We start from the raw sequence: 15784 nt of genomic DNA on the forward strand, positions 1-15784 counted from the left end.
CGGACTTGCCTGCCGGCGTCTCCCTCGGGACTGGAGCCCCGGAGCGATCGAAGACGCGTCCGGAGATCACCCATCCCATCAGGGAATCTTGGCCCCCTGATCGATCCACGCACCGAGCAGCTTACGCTCGTCCGGCGTCATGTTCGTCATGTTTCCGAGCGGCATATTGTCGGAGAGGACGGCCTGCTGCTTCATCTCCTGTGCATGAAGCTTCATTTCCTGGGGCGTGTCGAACATCAGGCCCTTGGGTGCCTCGGTGAAGTCCTGGCTGCTCGGCGTGGCGGAATGGCAGACCACGCAGCGCGTCTGCACGACATGCTGCACATCGGCGAAGGCGACACCCTGGGCCGCCGCGGCAGCACCTGACTGGTCCTTGCCGGCCACGTTGGTCCGGTCCGGCCGATAGTAGGAGACGACCGCCAGCACGATAATCAGCAGGATCGAGGCGGGGATGGCGGCCTTGGCCTTCCAGTCGACCTTACCGGCGTCGACCATATTGAAATAATGCCGGACCAGCCCGCCCGCGATGACGATGCCCAGCGCCAGGAACGGCGCCCAGGGATGGCCGAAGATCACGGGATAATGGTTGGAGATCATCATGAAGATGACCGGCAGCGTCAGGTAGTTGTTGTGCAGCGAGCGCTGCTTCGCCTGCATGCCGAGGCGAGGATCCGGCGTCTCGCCCTTCATCAGCGAGGCCACGACCTTCCGCTGGTTCGGGATGATCACCATGAAGACGCTGGCCGCCATGATCGTGCCGATGAAGGCGCCGAGATGCAGGAAGGCGGCACGGTCCGTGAAGATCGCATGATAGAAGAACGCCGCTATCGCGATCAGGATAAAGACCGCGATGGCGAGCGGCACGGTCCGGGTGCTCAGCAGACGGACCAGCGTATTGTAGATCAGCCAGCCCGCGGCCAGGGAAATCACCGAGATCGCGATTGCCTCGGCGCTGGTCAGATCGACCTTGTTGCGGTCGATCAGGAAGGCGTGCGCGCCGAAATAGTAGATGACCGCGAGCAGCAGGAAGCCAGTCACGAAGGTGAAGTAGGCCTCGTACTTGAACCAGTGCAGCTCCTCCGGAAGATGCTCCGGCGCGACCTTGTACTTCTCCACGCGGTAGAAACCGCCGCCATGCACCGACCAGCTCTCGCCGGCCAGTTGCTCCGACATGCCGGCCTTGCGGCGCAGGCTGTAGTCCAGCCAGATGAAATAGAACGATGTCCCGATCCAGCCGAAGCCGACCATGATATGCGCCCAGCGCAGAATGGCGTTCAACCACTCGAGAAAAACGGCAAGCATCGAGAGTCCTCAGTAACGGATCTTGTCGGGCTTCGACTGCCACTCGGAGAAAACGGCTTCCGCTTCCGGCAGGTCGAGCTTGATGATAGGCACGAGACGCTTGTCGAGCGCCTTGGGAATTTCGTCGTAGATCAGGGAATCGTCGAAGCCTATGGCTGCGGCGTCCGCCCGGCTGTTGGCGAAATAGATGCGGTCGATCCGCGCCCAGTAGATCGCCGAGAGGCACATCGGGCAGGGTTCGCAGCTCGTATAGATCTCGCTTCCCTCCAGCGAGAAGGACTGCGTCGCCTCGCAGGCGCGACGGATCGCCGTCACTTCCGCATGCGCCGTCGGATCGTTCGCCGAGGTCACGCAGTTCCAGCCCTCGGCGATGATCTCGCCGTCACGCACGACCACAGCCCCGAACGGCCCACCGGAGCCTCCGCGCATATGCTCGGCGGAGAGCTCGATCGCCCGCCTCATGAAATCGTCGCGGCGGTCAGCCGTCATGCCCTGAAACCTTTTGCTGGCGAAGGGCGGGGAATGCCTCCCGCCTGATGAGAAGATCGGCGGCAACGGAGGCCGCGATGATGGCAGGCTCCTTGGAGCGGATGCCTGGAACACCGATCGGGCAGATCATCCGGTCGAAACGGCTGGCGGAAAGCCCGTGTTCCGCCAGATGCTTGCGAAAGCGGGCTCGCTTGCTGTCCGAACCGATCAAGCCGAGATAGCCGAACTCGCCGCGCCGCAACACCGCCTCGCAGATGAGTTCGTCCAGCGAATGGCTGTGCGTCATGACGAGGTGGAAGGCGTCGTCCGGCGCTTCCTCCACCGCGAGTTCAGGCATGGCAAGGGACAGTGCCCGCGCGGTTTCCGCCCCGGCTCCCGTCGCCACATCGGCGAATGCGTCGGGGCGGCTGTCGATCCAGGTGATCGCGAAGTCCAGTGGTTCGAGTGCGCGGACCAGAGCGCGACCGACATGGCCCGCGCCATAGATCCAGACCGGCTGAACCGCCTCGTTCATGTGCTCGGCGAGGCGAATTCCGTCGGGTCCGACCTTCGCGGCAAATGCATCCGGTGTCCCGCCAACCACTTCCCAGTCGCGGCGCATTCCGCCGGTGGCGGAAACCTCGACGTGGCGGAGCAGCGGCAACGGTTCGGCCGCCATGACGGACAGCTTTCGCACCCATGCAAGATCGGCCACCGCGAAGGGCTCGAAGACCAGCGTCATCGCCCCGCCGCAGCACTGATCGAGATCGGGGCCGAGCGCCCAGCGCCGGAACGCGGCGGCGGCGCCGGGCAGGAGATGACGCGCCAGCCGGATCGCCTCGACCTCGAGCTCGCCCCCGCCGACCGTGCCCTCGACGGCGTGCTCGGTGACCAGCATCTGCGCGCCCACTTCACGCGGGCCGGAGCCGCTGAGACCCGCCACGTGGACCAGCGTCGCGGGTTGCCCGCGTTCCAGGCAGGCCAGCAAGGGGGCGAGCCAGAAGCGCATCAGCTTTCAAGCGCGCGGACGCGCGTCTTCACGTCCTCAACCGCCATCAGGATACGCTCCGGCGTGGCCGGCGCATCGAGGTGCGGGAAGACGCGGTAGCCGCCAGCCGCCGCGACGGCATCGGTCAGCGCCGAGAATGCGGAAATCGCCAGCATCAGCGGCGGCTCGCCGACAGCCTTGGACCGGTAGATGGAGTCGACCTTGTTGTAGCCCTTGTCCCACAGTTCGATGCGGAGATCGTCCGGTCGGTCATTCGCGGTGGGGATCTTGTAGGTGGACGGCGCGTGGGTACGCAGCCGCCCGCTTTTGTCCCACCAGAGCTCCTCGGTCGTCAGCCAGCCGAGCCCCTGGATGAAGCCACCCTCGATTTGCCCGAGATCGATCGCGGGGTTCAACGAGCGGCCGACATCGTGGAGGATATCGGCGCGGACGAGCCGGTTCTCGCCGGTCAGTGTGTCGATCACGACCTCGCTGATCGCGGCGCCATAGGCGAAATAGAAAAAGGGCCGGCCGCTCGCCGTCTCGCGATCGTAATGGATGCCGGGCGTCGCGTAGAACCCGGCGGCCGACAGCGAAACCTGGTTGAGATAGGCCTCCTGCACCAGGTCCGGAAAGGCGATCTCCTCGTTGCCGACGCGAACGCGATTGGGCAGGAAGACCACCTGCTCCTCCGGCACGCTGTATTTCGCGGCGGCGAAGGCGATCAGTCGTTGCTTGATGGCGCCGGCCGCGTTCTTCGCGGCCATGCCGTTGAGGTCCGTGCCCGAGGAAGCGGCGGTCGCTGAGGTGTTCGGCACCTTGGCGGTCGTCGTCGCCGTGATCTTCACGCGGTCGAGGTCGATCTGGAATTCCTCGGCGACCACCTGCGCCACCTTGATGAAGAGCCCCTGCCCCATCTCCGTGCCGCCGTGGTTCAGGTGAACGGAGCCGTCCTTGTAGACATGCACCAGCGCGCCCGCCTGATTGAGGTGCGTCGTCGTGAAGGAAATGCCGAATTTCAGCGGCGTAACGCCGATCCCCTTCTTCAGGATCGGGCTGGTCGCGTTGAAGGCGCGGATGGCGCGGCGGCGCGCCCGATAGTCGGAGCTCTCCGCCAGTTCGTCCATCATCTCCAGGATGACGCTGTCGGTGACCTCCATGTGGTAGGGCGTCACCTTGCCGCCTTCGGCCGGGTAGTAGTTGGCGCGGCGCACGTCGAAGGGGTCGAGGCCGAGCCCGAAGGCGATCTCGTCCATCATCCGCTCGGTCGCCAACAGGCCCTGCGGGCCACCGAAACCGCGAAAGGCCGTGTTCGATACCGTATGCGTCTTCATGCGCCGCGAGGTGACGCGCGCCGCCTGCAGGTCGTAGGCATTGTCGGCGTGGAACATGGCCCGATCGGTGATGCCGCCGGAAAGGTCGGCGGAATAGCCGCAGCGCGCCGCCTGATCGAACTCGGCCCCGAGAATGCGGCCGTCCCCGTCGAAGCCGACAGCATAGTCGATGCGGAAATCGTGCCGCTTGCCCGTCATCACCATGTCGTCGTCACGGTCGAGGCGCAGCTTGGCCGGACGGCCGGTGAGGCGCGCGGCCAGTGCTGCGACGTTCGCCATCAGCGCCGGCTGGCTTTCCTTGCCGCCGAAGCCGCCGCCCATGCGCCGCACTTCCACCGTTACCGAGTGATCGGCGATGCCCAGCGCCTTGGCGACGTTGTGCTGCACTTCGCTCGGATGCTGGGTTGAGGAATAGACGAACATGTCGTCGCCCTCGCCCGGAATGGCGTAGGCGATCTGGCCTTCAAGGTAGAAGTGGTCCTGCCCGCCCATGTGCAACGTGTTGGCCAGCCGGTGCGGCGCCGCATCGATCGCGGCAGCGGCATCGCCCAGTCGCATTTCGTGGCGGGGAAGCAGATCGAGATCGGCGGCAAGCGCCTCGTCGACCGTCAGCACGGCCGGCAGCGGCGCGTATTCGATCTTGGCCAGAAGAGCTGCCTGGAAGGCCGCCTCCCGGCTCTCGGCCGCCACCGCGAAGAGGCACTGGCCGACATACTGAACGAGACCTTCGGGGAAGATCGGATCGTCGCCGAAGAACGGGCTGTAGTCGTTCTTGCCCGGAATGTCGTCCAGGGTGAGGACGCGGACCACGCCCGCCGCCTGCCGCACGGCATCCAGATCCATCGACAGGATCGCGGCATGGGCATGCGCGCTCATCGCGAGATGCAGGTGCAGCGTGCCCGGCAACTCGGGGATATCATCGGTATAGATTGCCTCGCCCGCCACATGCCGGGGGGCGCTGTCATGCTTCACCGACCGGGCGACGCCGCCCTTGATGGCGCCGTCGTGCGGCGGCTCGGAATGGGGAACGCGGCTGAAGGTGGCGGAGATGCCGCGGTCCTGGATGACGGTCTCATCCATGGGCGATCTCCAGCACGCGCGTGGCAACGGGCCTTCCGGCCGGAGCGTTCTCCAGCGCGAAGCGACGCAGCAGGTTCTGTGCGGCGAGCAGGCGGTATTGGGCGCTCGCTCGCATGTCCGTCAGCGGCTGAAAATCCTCGGCCAGCGCCACGGCGGCCGCCTCGAACGCTTCGAGGCCGAAGGCACTGCCCATCAGCGCCGTCTCCGCCGCCTTGGCACGTTTCGGCGTCGCCGCCATGCCACCGAAGGCCAGCCTTGCCGAAGCGATGCGACCGGCCTCGACGGTCACGCTGAACGCGGCCATCACGGCGGAAATATCGGAATCGAAACGCTTGGAAAGCTTGTAGCAGGCAAAGCGCGTATTCGGCCGGAGCTTCGGCACCGTGACGCTTTCCACGAACTCTCCGGGCGCACGATCCTGATTGCCATAGGCGACGAAGAAATTTTCCAGCGCGATCTCGCGTTGCTCGCGGCCCTTGCGGAGTTGCAGCCGGGCATCCAGCGCGATCAGCGCCGGGGGCAGATCGCCGATCGGCGACCCGTTGGCGATGTTGCCGCCCACCGTGCCGGCATTGCGGATCTGCACGGCGGCAAAGCGGGTGAGCAGCTTGCCGAGATCGGGATGGAGGGCGGAGAGCGCCTCCATTGCGGCGCTGTGCGTGACGCCGGCGCCGATCGCCAGTTCATTGCCGGTATCCCTGAGCGCCGCTAATTCGGGAATGCGCGTCACGTCGATCAGCGTGGCCAGATGGCGATGCTGCTTGGTGACCCAAAGGCCGACATCGGTCGCGCCCGCGACCAGCACGGCGTCGGGATGGGCGAGGTAGATCGCGGCCAGTTCGTCGACGCTGCGGGGCGCGAACCATTCCTGCCGGCCATGCGGTCCGTCATGCGCGAGATGCAGCATTTCGCCGTGGCCAAGCGCTTCCAGCCTTTCGGCGAGCGCCGTCGTTTCCGCCGTTCCCGGCCGCTCAGCATCAAGGGCCGCCAGACCGGCATCGATGATCGGCCCATAACCTGTGCAGCGGCAAAGATTGCCGGCGATCCAGTTCTTCACCTCCGGCCGTTCGGAATAGTCCTGGCCGAGCCAGCCGGAATAGAGCTGCATGACGAAGCCCGGCGTGCAGAAGCCGCATTGCGAGCCATGCCGATCGACGATCGCCTGCTGCACCGGATGCAGCGTCCCGTCGGCGGCCTTCAGGTCTTCCACGGTGAGCAACTGCCGGCCGTCGAGCACGGCCACGAACTGGATGCAGGAATTCACGGCGCGGCGACGCAGGCCGCCCTGCCCGTCCGGCTCCTGCAGCACCACCGTGCAGGCGCCGCAATCGCCTTCCGCGCAGCCTTCCTTGGTGCCGGTCCGGCGCTCGTGGCGGCGCAGATATTCCAGCACGGTCAGCGTCGGCGGCACATCGCGGAGAACGCGCTCCCGATCGCCAAGCAGAAAACGGATCGCATCCGACATCAGCTCCCCCGATAGGTCGAATAGCCGAAGGGCGAAAGCAACAGGGGGACGTGATAATGCGCGCCGGTATCGGAGATGCCGAAGCGGATGGTCACGACCTCCAGGAACTTGGGTTCCGGCAGGGACAGGCCCAGCCCATCAAAATACGTGCCAGCATCGAAACGCAGCTCGTAGACACCAGCCACCATCGCGTCGCCCTCCAGCAGAGGCTGTTCGCAGCGCCCATCGGCATTGGTGACCGCGCGTTTCAGCGGCGTGTCGTCGCCAAGTCTATAAAGCCGGATGGAAAGGTTGCCGGCGGGGCGACCGCGGGCGGTGTCGAGAACGTGAGTAGTAAGCCGACCCATCTTCTTCCCCGGCGGCCCGCTAAACGGCAGACCACGCCTTTTCTTTTTGCAAACCGATCCATTATTCCTGTCTTGCGCCTTGCGGCAAGGGGAAGATGCGTCATGCCGGGAGGGTGCGTCAGAGATGAACGAGGACCGCTTTGCTGAACCCGAGACCGAGTGAGATGGAGAGGGACGCGTTCGTCGCCCGCTTCGCCGATATCTACGAACATTCCGCCTGGATCGCGGAAGCCGTCTACGATCGGGGACTTTCCGGGCGGGAGGATTCGGCCGACGGTCTGGCCGAGGCCATGGGCACAGTGCTGGCCGGAGCGGATGACGAAGCGAAGCTGCGGCTGATCCGCGCCCATCCGGATCTCGCCGGTCGCGCCGCGATCGCCGGGGATCTCACGACGTCATCGAAGTCGGAACAGGCCGGCGCCGGGCTCGACCAGTGCACGCCCGACGAGTTCCGCCGCTTCCAGGGGCTAAACGACGGCTACAAGACGAAGTTCGGCTTTCCCTTCATCCTCGCCGTCGCCGGCCGCGACCGGCATCAGATCCTCGACGCGTTCGAAGAACGCATCCGCAACGATCCCGCCGAGGAATTCCGGGAGGCGCTGAGGCAGATCGATCGCATCGCCCGCCTCAGGCTGCAGGCGATGGAGGGCTAAAGCTCGCAGCGCCGATATTCGCCGGTATAGGCGCGGTAGTTGCCGGTGGCCGGGTCGAAGGACTTGTACTTGGCGGCGCAGCGCGCTGCCCAGTCGGCATCTCCCCCAGCGCCCGGCTCGCCCCCTGCTTCCGGCACGGGCCGGGCGTCGTCGTATCGCGAGAAGCCCTGCGGCGGCTGTTGTGCAGAGCCGTCATCCTGCCCGAACTGCGCTTCCGGCACCGGGCCACCATCGGGCTGCTGGGCAAAGCCGCCGGACTGCGGCGCGGGAGCCCGCCGGGTCGTAAAGGTCTGCTGGGGCTGGGGCTGGGGCTGGGACTGGGGTTGGGACTCGGATTGCATCTGCGGCTGCGCGCCGGCGTCATCGGCCGGTGCCGGCTGGGCCGCCTGCATCTGCGGTGCGGCTCCTGCCGGCAACACGTCGCCGTCGGCATCGATCTGCACGCCGAAAAGCCCGGCCACTCCGACATCGCCCTTGAAGTGGCGGCGGTACCAGTCGGCATAGTCCTGGTCGGTCCAGTTCTTGCGCTGGCGCCAGCGGTCGTAATCCTGATCGGGCGACTTGCCGTTGTAATAAAGCTGCATAAAGTCGTCGCGCTGGTCGGCAAGAGCGGGCGTCACAGGCGCGAGAACGCCCGAGACCATCAGGAGGGTCACAGAAAGGGCAGCTGCAAATTTTCCAAGCCGTGTCACTGAATCACTTTCCTCACTCCGCCGTCCGACAACTGCCACCATAAGTGCCATCTGCGCCGAAATGTGGCGCTCTCTTCACGCGACAAGCCTAGCCGCAGGCCGTAGAACGCGTCGCACCTCCAGGCAAGACACCGTTCCATGATCGTCCGCGACAGACCTTCCGCCTTTCAGCTGCTCTTTCTCATGCGCGGTTCCATTCTGCCCCGCATAAAGTGGCAGCTCCTTTCCACCATGCTGCTGGCGCTCGCCGTCGCCTGGCTGCGCGGCACACCCTTCGACAAATCGTTCACGCTCACGCCCATCCCCTTTAGCCTGATCGGGCTGGCGCTGGCCATCTTTCTCGGCTTCCGGAACAGCGCCAGCTACGACCGCTGGTGGGAAGGCCGCAAGCTCTGGGGCGCGCTGCTGATCCAGGCCCGCGTGCTCGGACGGCTGATCCTGAACCATCTCCGCGCGGACGGGGACCCCGATCTCGGACGGCGCTCCGTCCGCCGGATCATCGCCTTCACCTACGCCCTGAAGCATCACCTCCGTGGCACGTCCGACGATGAAAGCCACCGCTTCCTGGACATCGCGGACAACGAAGTGGTCGCCGCCTCCGCCAACCGGCCCGAGGCGATCCTCCGCGTGCTGAGCCGGGACCTCTCGGCCGCCGCTCGCGCCGGGCGCATCGATCCCATGATGATCGCGCAGATGGAAGAAGCGATCAGCCAGATGACGGCGATCCAGGGCGGCTGCGAACGCATTCGCTTTACGCCCCTGCCCTTCGCCTACACCCTCCTCCTGCATCGCACCGCGTATCTCTACTGCCTGGCGCTGCCCTTCGGCCTGGTGGACGTCACGAGATACGCGACCGTCTTCGTGGTGGGGCTGATCTCCTACACCTTCTTCGGGCTGGACGCGCTGGGCGACGAAATCGAGGAGCCGTTCGGTCTTCTGGCAAACGACCTGCCGCTTCACACGATCTCGACGCGCATCGAGATCGATCTTCGCGATGCATTGGGCGAGACGGATCTTCCCGCCATGCCGCAGCCCGTGGATCACTGCCTGATGTGAGCCGCCGCCGCCCGAGGCAAACCCGGGTGGCAGCGTCCGGTGGGTCCGCTCAGGCCGCGCCGGCGGCGGTGATCTCCACCAGCCCCCGCTGGCGGAGCAGCGCATCCGGCAGCGCCTGCCGGCCTCGAAAGGCCTCGTAGGCATCCTCGGGATCGCGCAGGTCGCCGGCGGAATAGACGAAGCTGTAGAGCCTCTTCGCGGTTTCCGGATCGAAGATGTTTCCGGCTTCCTCGAAGGCGTTGAAACCGTCGGCGTCCAGCACTTCCGACCAGAGGTAGGAATAATAGGCCGCCGAATAACCGCCGGAGAAGATGTGCGTGAAGTGCGTCGGCCGGTGTCGCATGGTGATCGCGCGGGGCATGCCCATCCGCTTCAGGGTTTCCCGCTCGAACTCGGTCGCATCCACGCCGTTCGCGTCGGCCAGCAGGTGGAACTCAAGATCGACCATTGCGGAAGAGACGTATTCCACCGTGGAGAAGCCCTGATTAAAGGTCCGGGCTGCCATCAGCTTCTGCAGCAAGGCCTCCGGCATCGGCTCGCCCGTCCGGTGATGCAGGGCGAACTGGCGCAGCACCTCCGGCTGCTCCAGCCAGTGCTCGTAGAGCTGCGAGGGGAATTCGACGAAATCGCGCGAGACGCTGGTGCCGGCGAGCGTCGGATAGGTCACGTCGGAAAGAAGCCCGTGCAGCGCGTGGCCGAATTCGTGGAAGAGCGTCCGTCCGTCGTCGAAGCTCAGCAGCGTCGGCTCGCCGCCGCTGGCCTTGGAGAAATTCATCACGTTGACGATGATCGGCCGGATCTCGCCCTCCAGCTTCTGCTGGCCTCGGAAGGCGCTCATCCAGGCGCCGCTATGCTTGGAGGACCGGGCGAAATAGTCGCCGAGGAACAACCCGACATGGCGGCCGTCCCTGCCCGTCACGTCCCATACGCGAACGTCGGGATGGTAGACCGGCAGGTCGCGGCGCTCGGCGAAACTGACGCCGAAGAGCCGGCGCGCGGTGTCGAAGGCCGCTTCGATCATGCGGTCGAGCTGGAGATACGGCTTGATCTCGGCGTCATCGAGGTCGAACTCGGCCTTGCGCCGCTGCTCGGCGTAATAGCGCCAGTCCCAGGGCTCCAGCTCGAAATTGCCGCCCTCGGCGCCGATCAACGCCTGCAGCGCCTCCGCCTCGCGAAGGGCGCGGGCCTGTGCCGGCTGCCAGACGGAATTCAGGAGATTCATCGCGGCTTCCGGCGTCTTCGCCATGGAATCGTCCAGCCGGAAATGCGCGAAGGTCGGGAAGCCCAGGAGCTTCGCCCGCTCGGCGCGGAGCGCGACCATCTCGGCGATCAGCGCGCGATTGTCCGTCGCGCCCGCGTTCTCGCCGCGCGCGATCCAGGCCTTGAATGCCGTCTCGCGGAGGTCGCGGCGACTGGAGAATTGCAGGAACGGCACGATGCTGGAGCGCGACAGCGTGATGACGTGCTTGCCCGGAAGATCCCGGTCCGTCGCCGCCTGCGCCGCCGCGGCGACCAGTGAAGCCGGAAGGCCCTGCAAGTCCGCCTCGCCTTGCAGCACCAGCGCATAGGACTTCTCGTCCGCCAGAACATTCTGGCCAAACTTCGTGCCGAGTACGGAGAGGCGCTCCGTGATCTCCGTCATCCGCTGGCGCGAGGCCTCGTCCAGCGCCGCTCCGGAGCGCACGAAGATCCGGTGGAAGCGTTGCAGGAGCCGGCTTTGCTCGGGGTTGAGCCCAAGGCCGGCTTCCGCTTCCGCCAATTGCCGGACACGAGCGAAGAGATCCTGGTTCAGGTATATCTCGTTGCCGTGCCGCGTCAGGACCGGCGCGACTTCAAGTTCGATCGCTTCCAGTTCGTCCGACGTATTGGAGCCCGTCAGATTGAAGAAGACGCGCGACACGCGGTGCAGGGTGCGGCCGCTGCGCTCCAGTGCTTCCACGGTGTTGGCGAAGGTCGGCGGCTCGGCCGAGGCAGCGATCGCCAGCACCTCGGCCCGCTGCTCCTGCATGCCGTTGTCGAAGGCGGGACGGAAGTGCTCGGGCAGGATCTGGTCGAAGGGCGGGATGTCGAACGGGGTCGACCATGTCTGAAGAAGCGGATTGCTCATGTCGCTCGGGCCTTCGCTTGAATGGAATCGGACGGAAACGTTGCAGTGATCTTAGGGCAGCATCGCGGCGTGGCGAAGGCGCCCCCGCCGGGAGCGCCGGGAGCGCAAGTGAAGGCCCGGAGATGCAGCGGGCCGGCGCGAAACAAGCAGTGAGGCTCAATCGTCGGATCTTGGTGCCCGGCAGCAACCCTACTTACACCTTAGTCGCTCCGCTTCGACCGCTCCTCCCCCAGCCAGCGCAGCGTGCCTTCCGCCGCCGCCACGCCGGACGCGAAGCTCGCCTGCAGGAGATAGCCGCCGGTCGGCGCTTCCCAATCCAGCATTTCGCCGGCCACGAAGGTGCCGGGCACTTTGCGCAGCATGAAATCCGCGTCCACCTCGCTCCACCGGACCCCACCGGCGCTGGAAATGGCACGCGCAAGCGGCTGCACCCCGACAAGCCGCAGCGGCACGGCCTTGATCAATGCGGCCAGCGAAGCAGGATCGCGCGGCAGGGCCGCACCAGCGGTTTCGCGCAGCAGATTTGCGGCGAGCGGCGACAGCCGCAGCGCCTTCCTCAGACGATTGGCGAGCGATTGGCTTTCCGGCGTTCGGGCAAGGCGCTCGGCCAGTGCGTCCGCCGGCATGTCCGGCCGGAGATCGATGTGCAGCACGGCCTCGCCATTCGCTTCCACCGCGTCACGCAGGGCTGAGGACAGCGCGTAGACCACGCCCCCCTCGATGCCATAGGCGGTCACCACCGCCTCCCCGCGCGCCGCCTGCCCGCCGAAGCTCGCGGCAATGCCTTTCAGAGGCTCACCGGCGAAACGATCGCGAAAGATCTCGCTCCAGACGATATCGAAGCCGCAATTGGCAGACCGGAACGGCGTCACCTCCACGCCACGCTCGCCAAGGTCAGGCACCCAGGCCGCATTCGAGCCAAGCTTCGGCCAGCTCGCGCCGCCGAGCGCCAGCAACGCGGCGGCCGGCCGGACCGTTTCCACCGGCCCGTCGGTCCCGGCAAAACGAAGCGCGCCGGTGTCATCCCAGCCCTGCCATTCCGAGCGGAAACGGAAGCTCACGCCCGCTGCCGACAGACGGGAAAGCCACGCGCGCAGCAGCGGCGATGCCTTCAGCGCGCGCGGAAACACCCGCCCGCTGGTGCCGACAAAGGTTTCCTGCCCCAGCGCCTCCGCCCACGCGCGCAGGGCGTCCGGGGAAAAGCGGTGGATCGTTGGATCGAGCCTCTCCCGCGCCGCGCCGTAGCGCCCGAGGAAACGGTCCAGCGGCTCGGAATGCGTGAGGTTCAGCCCGCCGCGCCCGGCCATCAGCAGCTTGCGTCCCGCCGTGGGCATGCGGTCGTGGACGGTCACGCGCGCACCGGCGGCGCTCAGCACCTCGGCCGCCGCGAGCCCTGCCGGTCCCGCCCCGATGACAACGATTTCGGCGTCGGTCGCCCTTGTTGCAGTCTCTATCATGACTGCTTTTCGGCTGGATCGTCATCGGGGGCAAGCTCTGTCTGGCCCTCGCGCCAACGGTGTCGGGAAGCCCTCTTCGACTTGCCGTGCGCCGCGTCCTTGCCTACCTTTCAGGCATTCACGCAGTGACGGCTCCGCGGTCCCTGCTTCCCGGCGCCCGCCGCTCCCCGGATCGGCCGCGGCGCCAACCTGCTTCGGCAAACAGGATCGACATGGCAGCGGCATCGCGCGGCGGGGCGGAGAGTTTCCGATCCGTCCTCACTTTCACTTTCCGTCACTGGCGCCGCCAGGCCCCGCTGGTCGCGCTGGTCGCCTCCGCCATGCTGCTATCCACGCTTGCGGACGTCTTCATGCCGGTCTTCGCCGGGCGGATCGTGGATGCCGTCGCGCTGGACGGCGCGGACAAGGCGGCCGGCCTCCACAAGGCGCTTTGGGCGCTGGGCGCGATGGTCGGCCTCGGCGTGCTGATGGCGGGCCTGCGCTACGTCGGCTTCGCCGGCATTTCGGAGATGACGCTGCGCATCATGACGCGGGTCGGGCAGGATGCGTTCTGGCGCATCCAGCGCTTTTCCACCGACTGGCACGCCAACAATTTCGCGGGTTCGACCGTGCGAAAGATCACGCGCGGCATGTGGGCGCTCGACCTCATGGACGACACGCTGCTGCTGTCGCTGTTGCCTTCGCTGGTCGTTCTCCTCGGCTCCACCCTGCTTCTCGGCTGGCACTGGCCGGTCATGGGCCTGCTCGTGGCGCTCGGCAGCATCGGCTACATCGCGCTTACGGTCTCGCTCTCCATCCTCTATGTCGCGCCCTCCGCGCGTCTCGCCAATATCTGGGATACGCGGCTTGGCGGCCTGCTGGCCGATGCGGTCAGTTGCATCTCCGTGGTGAAGGGCTTCGGCGCGGAGTGGCGCGAGGACGCCCGGCTCGCCAGCCTCCTGGGCAAATGGCGCGGCCGAACCTATCGCAGCTGGATGCGCGGCACCTCCAACAGCACGCTGCAGACCCTTGTCCTGCTCGTGCTGCGCGTTGCGGTGATAGGGCTGGTGCTTTGGCTCTGGTGGCAAGATCGCGCCAGCCCCGGCGACATCGCCTACGTGCTGACCACCTTCTTCCTGATCCAGGGTTACCTGCGCGACATCGGCCTGCAGGTCCGTAACCTCCAGCGCTCGGTGAACGACATGGAGGAACTCGTCGCCTTCCACGCCGATCCCCTTGGCGTGGCCGACGCGCCGGGCGCCCGGCCGATCCGCATCGCTGCCGGCGGCATCGTCTTCGACCACGTGAACTTTCATTACGGAAAGCACGAGACGCCGCTCTACAGCGATCTCGACGTTGCGATCAGGCCGGGCGAGCGCGTCGGGCTGGTCGGCCATTCCGGCTCCGGCAAGACTACCTTCGTCAAGCTGATCCAGCGGCTCTACGACCTGAGCGGTGGCCGTATCCTGATCGACGGACAGGATATCGCAGACGTCACGCAGGCTTCCCTGCGCCAGCAGATCGCCATCGTGCAGCAGGAGCCGATCCTGTTTCACCGCAGCCTGGCGGAGAATATCGCCTATGGCCGGCCGGACGCCTCACAGGGCGAGATCGAACACGCGGCACGGCTGGCCAACGCGCACGACTTCATCCTGCGGCTGCCCAAAGGCTACGGCACGCTGGTGGGCGAGCGCGGCATCAAGCTTTCCGGGGGAGAACGCCAGCGGGTGGCGCTCGCCCGCGCCTTTCTGGCGGATGCGCCGATCCTGATCCTCGACGAAGCCACGGCAAGCCTCGATTCGGTGTCGGAGGCGCTGATCCAGGAAGCGATGGAGCGGCTGATGCAGGGACGCACCACCATCGTCATCGCCCACCGGCTTTCCACCGTGCGAACGCTCGACCGCATCCTCGTTTTCGACCGCGGCCGCATCATGGAGGAAGGCACCCATGGCGAGCTCGTCGCCCGGGAAAGGGGGATCTATCGCAGCCTTTTCGAGCGCCAGGCGATGGATCTGGCAGCCGGTTTGCAGGTCGCCTGAGCACTGTGATCTCGAAATGGCCGGATTGTTGCGAATCTGTTAAAAATGTGCGCGACGGTCGGTGGGGCCCGTCGCCTTTCATTGCGAGCAGAGCCATAATCTTGGTCACCGACGAAACGCGTACCCGACCTACTCTTCGATTCAAGGGTCGTTCCTTCTTGGCCCTCGTCCTCGCGCCGGAAGCGCCGCTTGAGGACTGGTTTACCGATCTCGACGTTCTGGCGGAGCGATCGCCGGGATTCTTCGCCGGTCGCCCGGTGATCCTCGACGTCGCCGCCGTGACGCTGGAAAAGGCGGAGCTTACCAAGCTCATCGCCGACCTCAGCGAGCGGAACGTGCGCGTCATGGCGATCGAGGGCGCCGAGCCGCAGATGCTGGGCCTCGGCCTGCCGCCGCCCCTGACGAGCAACCGCCCGGACAGCGAGGTGGAAGTGCCGGATCTTTCGCCGGACGAGCCGCCTCCCCCGCCGCCGAAACCCTCCACGCTGTTCGTCGAGACTACCGTGCGCTCCGGCCAGACAGTGATGCACTCGCATGGCGACGTGACCGTGCTGGGCGCGATCGGCTCCGGCGCGGAAGTGATCTCCGGCGGATCGATCTATACGTTCGGCGCCCTTCGCGGTCGCGCCATTGCCGGCACGACGGGCGATATCGACGCGCGCATCGTCTGCCGCAAGCTGGAAGCAGAGCTTGTCTCGATCGACGGCTTCTATAAGACGGCTGACGATATGGATTCAGCGTTGCGCGGGCGTCCCGTCCAGATCTGGCTGGAAGGCGACGCGATCAAGATGGCAGCACTGGACTAACGGAAAGAGGT

13 protein-coding genes are annotated in these 15784 nt (G+C 66.1%); 4 read left to right on the forward strand and 9 right to left on the reverse strand.

Annotation, left to right across the window (positions count from 1 at the left end):
• Positions 1–78 precede the first annotated feature (78 nt).
• Genes BMY25_RS13875 through uraH form a run of 6 tightly spaced genes read right to left on the reverse strand, consistent with a single transcriptional unit; the run spans position 79 to position 6984 of the window.
• On the reverse strand, positions 79–1302 hold the full coding sequence (locus tag BMY25_RS13875; RefSeq protein WP_092497539.1) for a urate hydroxylase PuuD: 1224 nt from the start codon (positions 1300–1302) through the stop codon (positions 79–81).
• Positions 1303–1311: 9 nt separating this feature from the next.
• Positions 1312–1791: a nucleoside deaminase gene (locus BMY25_RS13880; RefSeq protein WP_092497541.1), complete on the reverse strand. Its 480-nt coding sequence runs from the start codon at positions 1789–1791 to the stop codon at positions 1312–1314.
• A complete protein-coding gene (gene xdhC, locus BMY25_RS13885) occupies positions 1781–2779 on the reverse strand; it encodes a xanthine dehydrogenase accessory protein XdhC (protein WP_092497543.1) in 999 nt (332 codons plus the stop codon). The genes BMY25_RS13880 and xdhC overlap by 11 nt, the downstream gene beginning before the upstream one ends.
• Positions 2779–5172: a xanthine dehydrogenase molybdopterin binding subunit gene (xdhB, locus tag BMY25_RS13890; RefSeq protein ID WP_092497545.1), complete on the reverse strand. Its 2394-nt coding sequence runs from the start codon at positions 5170–5172 to the stop codon at positions 2779–2781. The genes xdhC and xdhB overlap by 1 nt, the downstream gene beginning before the upstream one ends.
• On the reverse strand, positions 5165–6637 hold the full coding sequence (xdhA, locus tag BMY25_RS13895; RefSeq protein ID WP_092497547.1) for a xanthine dehydrogenase small subunit: 1473 nt from the start codon (positions 6635–6637) through the stop codon (positions 5165–5167). Before xdhA ends, xdhB begins: the two co-directional genes overlap by 8 nt.
• Positions 6637–6984 carry a hydroxyisourate hydrolase gene (gene uraH / locus BMY25_RS13900; protein ID WP_092497549.1) on the reverse strand — a complete coding sequence of 116 codons (348 nt, stop codon included), beginning with the start codon at positions 6982–6984 and terminating at the stop codon, positions 6637–6639. The genes xdhA and uraH overlap by 1 nt, the downstream gene beginning before the upstream one ends.
• Positions 6985–7148: 164 nt before the next feature.
• Here uraH and uraD point away from each other — a divergent pair, with 164 nt between their 5' ends.
• Positions 7149–7637, forward strand: a complete 489-nt coding sequence (gene uraD, locus BMY25_RS13905; RefSeq protein WP_092497551.1) for a 2-oxo-4-hydroxy-4-carboxy-5-ureidoimidazoline decarboxylase — start codon at positions 7149–7151, stop codon at positions 7635–7637.
• Here the strand turns inward: uraD and BMY25_RS21200 are convergent.
• Complete coding sequence (locus tag BMY25_RS21200) at positions 7634–8281, reverse strand: BA14K family protein (protein WP_092497553.1); 648 nt, start codon at positions 8279–8281, stop codon at positions 7634–7636. The genes uraD and BMY25_RS21200 overlap by 4 nt on opposite strands.
• A gap of 186 nt (positions 8282–8467) precedes the next feature.
• On the opposite strand from BMY25_RS21200, the gene BMY25_RS13915 reads away from it, so the two are divergent.
• Positions 8468–9385: a bestrophin family protein gene (locus BMY25_RS13915; protein WP_092497555.1), complete on the forward strand. Its 918-nt coding sequence runs from the start codon at positions 8468–8470 to the stop codon at positions 9383–9385.
• A 49-nt stretch (positions 9386–9434) separates the two neighbouring features.
• Here the strand turns inward: BMY25_RS13915 and BMY25_RS13920 are convergent, their stop codons facing one another.
• Both BMY25_RS13920 and BMY25_RS13925 read right to left on the reverse strand, forming a co-directional pair.
• Positions 9435–11492, reverse strand: coding sequence for a M3 family metallopeptidase (locus BMY25_RS13920; RefSeq protein ID WP_092497557.1), 2058 nt, complete (start codon positions 11490–11492; stop codon positions 9435–9437).
• 200 nt (positions 11493–11692) lie between these two features.
• The gene (locus BMY25_RS13925) at positions 11693–12949 is read right to left on the reverse strand and encodes a TIGR03862 family flavoprotein (protein WP_092497559.1); all 1257 of its coding nucleotides are present in this window, start codon (positions 12947–12949) and stop codon (positions 11693–11695) included.
• A 212-nt stretch (positions 12950–13161) separates the two neighbouring features.
• Between BMY25_RS13925 and BMY25_RS13930 the strand changes: the two genes are divergently transcribed.
• Both BMY25_RS13930 and minC read left to right on the forward strand, forming a co-directional pair.
• Complete coding sequence (locus BMY25_RS13930; protein ID WP_092497561.1) at positions 13162–14967, forward strand: ABC transporter ATP-binding protein; 1806 nt, start codon at positions 13162–13164, stop codon at positions 14965–14967.
• A 101-nt stretch (positions 14968–15068) separates the two neighbouring features.
• Complete coding sequence (minC, locus tag BMY25_RS13935) at positions 15069–15773, forward strand: septum site-determining protein MinC (protein ID WP_092497563.1); 705 nt, start codon at positions 15069–15071, stop codon at positions 15771–15773.
• Positions 15774–15784 lie beyond the last annotated feature (11 nt).

Origin of the sequence: Faunimonas pinastri (assembly GCF_900110915.1) — a bacterium.
Lineage (GTDB): Bacteria > Pseudomonadota > Alphaproteobacteria > Rhizobiales > Afifellaceae > Faunimonas > Faunimonas pinastri.